Raw genomic sequence first — 4,325 nt, forward strand, 5'->3', positions numbered from 1 at the left:
GAGCTCTCATACAACAACATCGCCGACGCCGACGCCGCCTGGGAATGCGTCAAGAGTTTTGACCTCATCAAGGACGGCGCCGCCTGCGTGATCGTCAAGCACGCCAACCCTTGCGGCGTGGCGGTGGGCAAGGACGGCCTTGAAGCCTACAGCAAGGCCTTCAAGACCGACCCGACTTCGGCCTTCGGCGGCATCATCGCCCTCAATTGCCCGCTCGACGAGCGCGCCGCACAGCAGATTTCCAAGCAGTTTGTCGAAGTGCTGATGGCGCCTGCCTTCACACCCGAAGCGCTGGAAGTGTTCAAGACCAAGGTCAACGTGCGGATTTTGCAGATTGACCTGCCGCCCGGCGGCGACACGGCCTGGAAGCAGGGCCGCAACCTGATGGACGTCAAGCGCGTTGGCTCGGGCCTGTTGATGCAGACCGCAGACAACCACGAATTGGCCATCGGCGACCTGAAAGTCGTCAGCAAGCTGCAGCCGACGCAGGAGCAGCTGCATGACATGCTGTTTGCCTGGAAGGTTGCGAAGTACGTCAAGTCCAACGCCATCATCTTTTGCAAGGACGGCATGACACTGGGCGTCGGCGCCGGCCAGATGAGCCGCATCGATTCGGCTCGCATCGCCTCCATCAAGGCCGCCAACGGCGGGCTGACGCTGCAGGGCTCAGCAGTGGCGAGCGACGCTTTTTTCCCTTTCCGCGACGGCCTCGACGTGGTGGTGGACGCCGGCGCGACCTGCGTGATCCAGCCCGGTGGCAGCATGCGGGACGACGAGGTTATCGCGGCAGCCGACGAGCGCGAAGTGGTGATGGTGCTGACCGGGGTCCGGCACTTCCGGCATTAAGTCACGTTTTAAGGGTTTTTGATCGATAGCCCAATGGGAATGGGCGCGAACAGCTATCAAATTGATAGCATAACGCGTCCCTTTTCCCTTTTGGGTGAACAGGCCAGAGGCGGCGCAAGAACACTTCCGCACCTTGAACCCTGCATCAATGTACGGCCGCTATTGATTTAATAGCTGCTCGCGCCCGCCCTGATTGGGCTGAAGCCCGAATACTGCAATATATGGTCAGGGCGCTGCCTTAGCCGGCGGCGAAGAACCTGGCCGCAGCCGCCACCGTCGCTTCGATGTCCGCGTCCGTATGCGCCGAACTCAAAAAGCCTGCTTCATATAGCGCCGGCGCGTAATACACCCCGCTGTCCAGCATCGCATGAAAGAAGCGATTGAACGCAGGGCTGTCGGTCATCATGACCGTGGCGTAGTTCTGCGGTAATTGGCCGAGCAGGAAAAAGCCGAACATGCCGCCTTCGCTGTCACCGCAAAACGGCACACCGGCCTTGCCGGCAGCCTGCGTGAGGCCGGTGACCAGGCTGCGGGTTCGGGCGCCCAGTGCTTCGTAAAAGCCGGGTTTGGCGATCTCGCGCAAGGTTGCCAGACCACAGGCGGTGGCCACAGGATTGCCTGATAGCGTGCCGGCCTGGTAGACCGGGCCCAGCGGTGCCAGTTGCTCCATCACGGCGCGCGTGCCACCAAAGGCGGCCAGCGGCATGCCGCCGCCTATCACCTTGCCCATGACCGTCATGTCGGGCTTGAAGCCGGGAATGCTGCGGGCGTAAACGCTCTGGGCGCCACCCAGCGCCACGCGAAAGCCGGTCATGACCTCGTCGAACACGAGCAGGGCACCGTGCTGCGTACACAGTTCGCGGCAGCGCTTCATGAAGGGCACGCTGGCACGCACAAAGTTCATGTTGCCGGCGATCGGCTCGATCATCAGGCAGGCGATGTCCTTGCCGTGCAGCGCGAAGGCTTCTTCGAGCTGGGTGAGGTGGTTGTATTCGAGCACCAGGGTGTGCTGCACCACTTCGGGCGGCACGCCGGCGCTGGTCGGGTTGCCGAAAGTGGCCAGGCCTGAACCGGCCTTGACCAGCAGGGCGTCGGCATGACCGTGGTAGCAGCCTTCGAATTTGATGATCTTGCTGCGGCCCGTGGCGCCGCGCGCCAGGCGGATCGCGCTCATGGCTGCCTCGGTGCCTGAGCTGACCAGGCGCACCATCTCGAGCGAAGGCACAAGGCGCACGATTTCCTCGGCGAGCTCCACTTCACGCTCGGTCGGTGCGCCGTAGGAAAAGCCTTCCAGCACGGCTTTTTGCACGGCTTCAACGACCGCCGGATGGCCGTGGCCCAGGATCATGGGACCCCAGGAACCGATGTAGTCGATATAACGCTGGCCGTCCACATCCCAGAAGTAGGCGCCCTGTGCGCGCTGGATAAAACGGGGTGTGCCGCCTACCGCCTTGAAGGCCCGAACCGGGGAGTTGACGCCACCGGGGATCAGCTTTTTGGCACGCTCAAACAGCGCGTTGTTGCGGGAGAGTTCGGCGGAAAGGGGCTTGGCAGGGGGCTTAGTGTTTGGTTGTTCCATTGGGGGGCAGGTCAATTTCAGTCTTCAAAACCAGGGCGGCATCATCGCCAGGCTCGGCATCAGCCGTTTCGTCTTCGGATTCATCGACATCAGCCTGTGCCCAGAACAGGCGGTCCGGCACGATATTGCCCATGCCGGGATGAAAGCCGGCATCCAGGCTGTGGTCCAGGTAAGTCAGTGCCTCGGAGGTGGCCGCCTGCAGGTCATGGCCGTTGGCCAGCAATGCGCAAAGGGCCGCAGACAGCGTATCACCTGCACCGGCAAAGACCGCCTCGAAACGTTCGAATTTCTCGCTGTAAAGCACGGCTTGCGGCGTGGCCAGCACGTTGTCGATGAATTGGTCGGGCATGGGGATTCCGGTGACCAGCGTGTAGGGAACACCCAGGTCGGCGGCGGCCTTGGCAATATCCCGAGCCGAGGGATTGCGCTCCCCGGACCAGTCCGGCAGCAGCCAGCGCCACAGGCTGCTGTGGTTGCCGACCAACACTGTGGTTTGCGGCAGCATCAGCTCGCGAAAGGCGTCCAGATAGCTGTCGATTTCGCTTTCTTCCCACCACGACAGGTTGGGCATATAGGCGATCAGCGGCACATCGGCATAGTCCGAGGCGATCTCGGCAATGGTGCTGATGTTCTCGGGGCTGCCGACAAACCCGACCTTGATGGCGGATACCGCCATGTCTTCCAGCGCCGAGCGGGCCTGGTCGGTTACGGCCTCTTCGTCGAATGAAAAATGGTCGAAAATTTCGGCCGTGTCGCGCACATAAGCGCCTGTTACAACTGCCAGCGCGTGGGCTCCGGCAGAAGTGATCGATGCAATATCAGCAGTCAATCCGCCCGCTCCGCTGGGGTCGTTGGCGTTGAATGTCATGACGCAAGCCGGCGATGCGTCGGTATCCTCGATTTGGAGTTGTCGGCTGTCCAGTTGAGGATTTTTGGGGTTTGCCATAGGCTGCGATTTTGCCTTGTACGCGAATAAGCAACGCCGCCTCGATACAATTGTTGCATTCTATTCGAAGGCAACTTAAGCTGTGACTCAATCAATGACGTGGATGTGTTTAATTTGTGGGTGGATTTACGACGAAGCTGCCGGTGCGCCCGAACACGGGATTGCCGCCGGGACGCCGTGGGCGCAAGTGCCCATGAACTGGACCTGTCCCGAATGCGGAGCCCGCAAGGAAGACTTTGAAATGGTTCAGATTTAAGCGTCTTAGGCACTTGCCTGGACAATCGCAGRCCGGCATTTGCCGAGGGCCTGCAACATGAGGAGCATAGGCAGTGAGTATTCCCAGTTCCGGACTGAAGGTTTTGGTCATCGATGACAGCAATACCATTCGGCGCAGCGCCGAGATATTCCTGAAGCAGGGGGGGCATGAGGTATTGTTGGCCGAAGACGGGTTTGATGCCCTGTCCAAGGTCAACGACTACGAACCCAACCTGATTTTCTGCGACATTTTGATGCCCCGCCTGGATGGCTATCAAACCTGTGCGATTATCAAGCGCAACGCAAAGTTTGCTGGCGTCCCGATCGTCATGCTGTCCTCAAAAGACGGCGTTTTCGACAAGGCGCGGGGTCGTATGGTGGGTTCGCAAGACTACCTGACCAAACCTTTTACAAAAGATCAGCTGCTGCAGACCGTACAGGATCTCGGCAGCGCTAAACAAGGAGTAGTGTGATGGCAATCAAGAAAATACTGGTAGTTGACGACTCCAAAACCGAATTGATGTTCTTGACCGATCTGCTGGTCAAAAATGGTTTCACCGTCAAAACTGCTGAAAATGCAGAGGATGCATTTCGCCGCCTGGCGGAAGACAAGCCCGAACTGATCCTGATGGATGTGGTGATGCCGGGGCAAAACGGGTTCCAGCTGACGCGCGCCATCACGCGCGACCCGTTGTACTC

The 4,325-nt window shown here is 59.9% G+C and carries 5 protein-coding genes and 1 pseudogene; 4 read left to right on the forward strand and 2 right to left on the reverse strand.

What is annotated here, in order from left to right:
* A pseudogene (purH, locus tag AC1DWI_RS14890) lies at window positions 1-846 on the forward strand (bifunctional phosphoribosylaminoimidazolecarboxamide formyltransferase/IMP cyclohydrolase); the annotation flags it as partial.
* 238 nt (window positions 847-1,084) lie between these two features.
* Here purH and hemL read toward each other — a convergent pair.
* Together hemL and thiD are read right to left on the reverse strand one after the other, a co-directional pair.
* Window positions 1,085-2,425, reverse strand: a complete 1,341-nt coding sequence (hemL, locus tag AC1DWI_RS14895; protein WP_477668347.1) for a glutamate-1-semialdehyde 2,1-aminomutase — start codon at window positions 2,423-2,425, stop codon at window positions 1,085-1,087.
* Window positions 2,406-3,371 carry a bifunctional hydroxymethylpyrimidine kinase/phosphomethylpyrimidine kinase gene (thiD, locus tag AC1DWI_RS14900; RefSeq protein ID WP_477668346.1) on the reverse strand — a complete coding sequence of 322 codons (966 nt, stop codon included), beginning with the start codon at window positions 3,369-3,371 and terminating at the stop codon, window positions 2,406-2,408. The genes hemL and thiD overlap by 20 nt, the downstream gene beginning before the upstream one ends.
* 82 nt (window positions 3,372-3,453) lie before the next feature.
* Here thiD and AC1DWI_RS14905 point away from each other — a divergent pair, with 82 nt between their 5' ends.
* The 3 genes from AC1DWI_RS14905 to AC1DWI_RS14915 form a co-directional block, all read left to right on the forward strand.
* Window positions 3,454-3,627, forward strand: coding sequence for a rubredoxin (locus AC1DWI_RS14905; RefSeq protein ID WP_092131853.1), 174 nt, complete (start codon window positions 3,454-3,456; stop codon window positions 3,625-3,627).
* A 73-nt stretch (window positions 3,628-3,700) separates the two neighbouring features.
* A complete protein-coding gene (locus tag AC1DWI_RS14910; RefSeq protein ID WP_457281039.1) occupies window positions 3,701-4,099 on the forward strand; it encodes a response regulator in 399 nt (132 codons plus the stop codon).
* The coding region (locus tag AC1DWI_RS14915) for a response regulator (RefSeq protein WP_477725112.1) at window positions 4,099-4,325 on the forward strand (227 nt) is incomplete at its 3' end. The genes AC1DWI_RS14910 and AC1DWI_RS14915, both read left to right, overlap by 1 nt.

The sequence above is a fragment of the Polaromonas sp. P3_C2 genome (assembly GCF_056402675.1).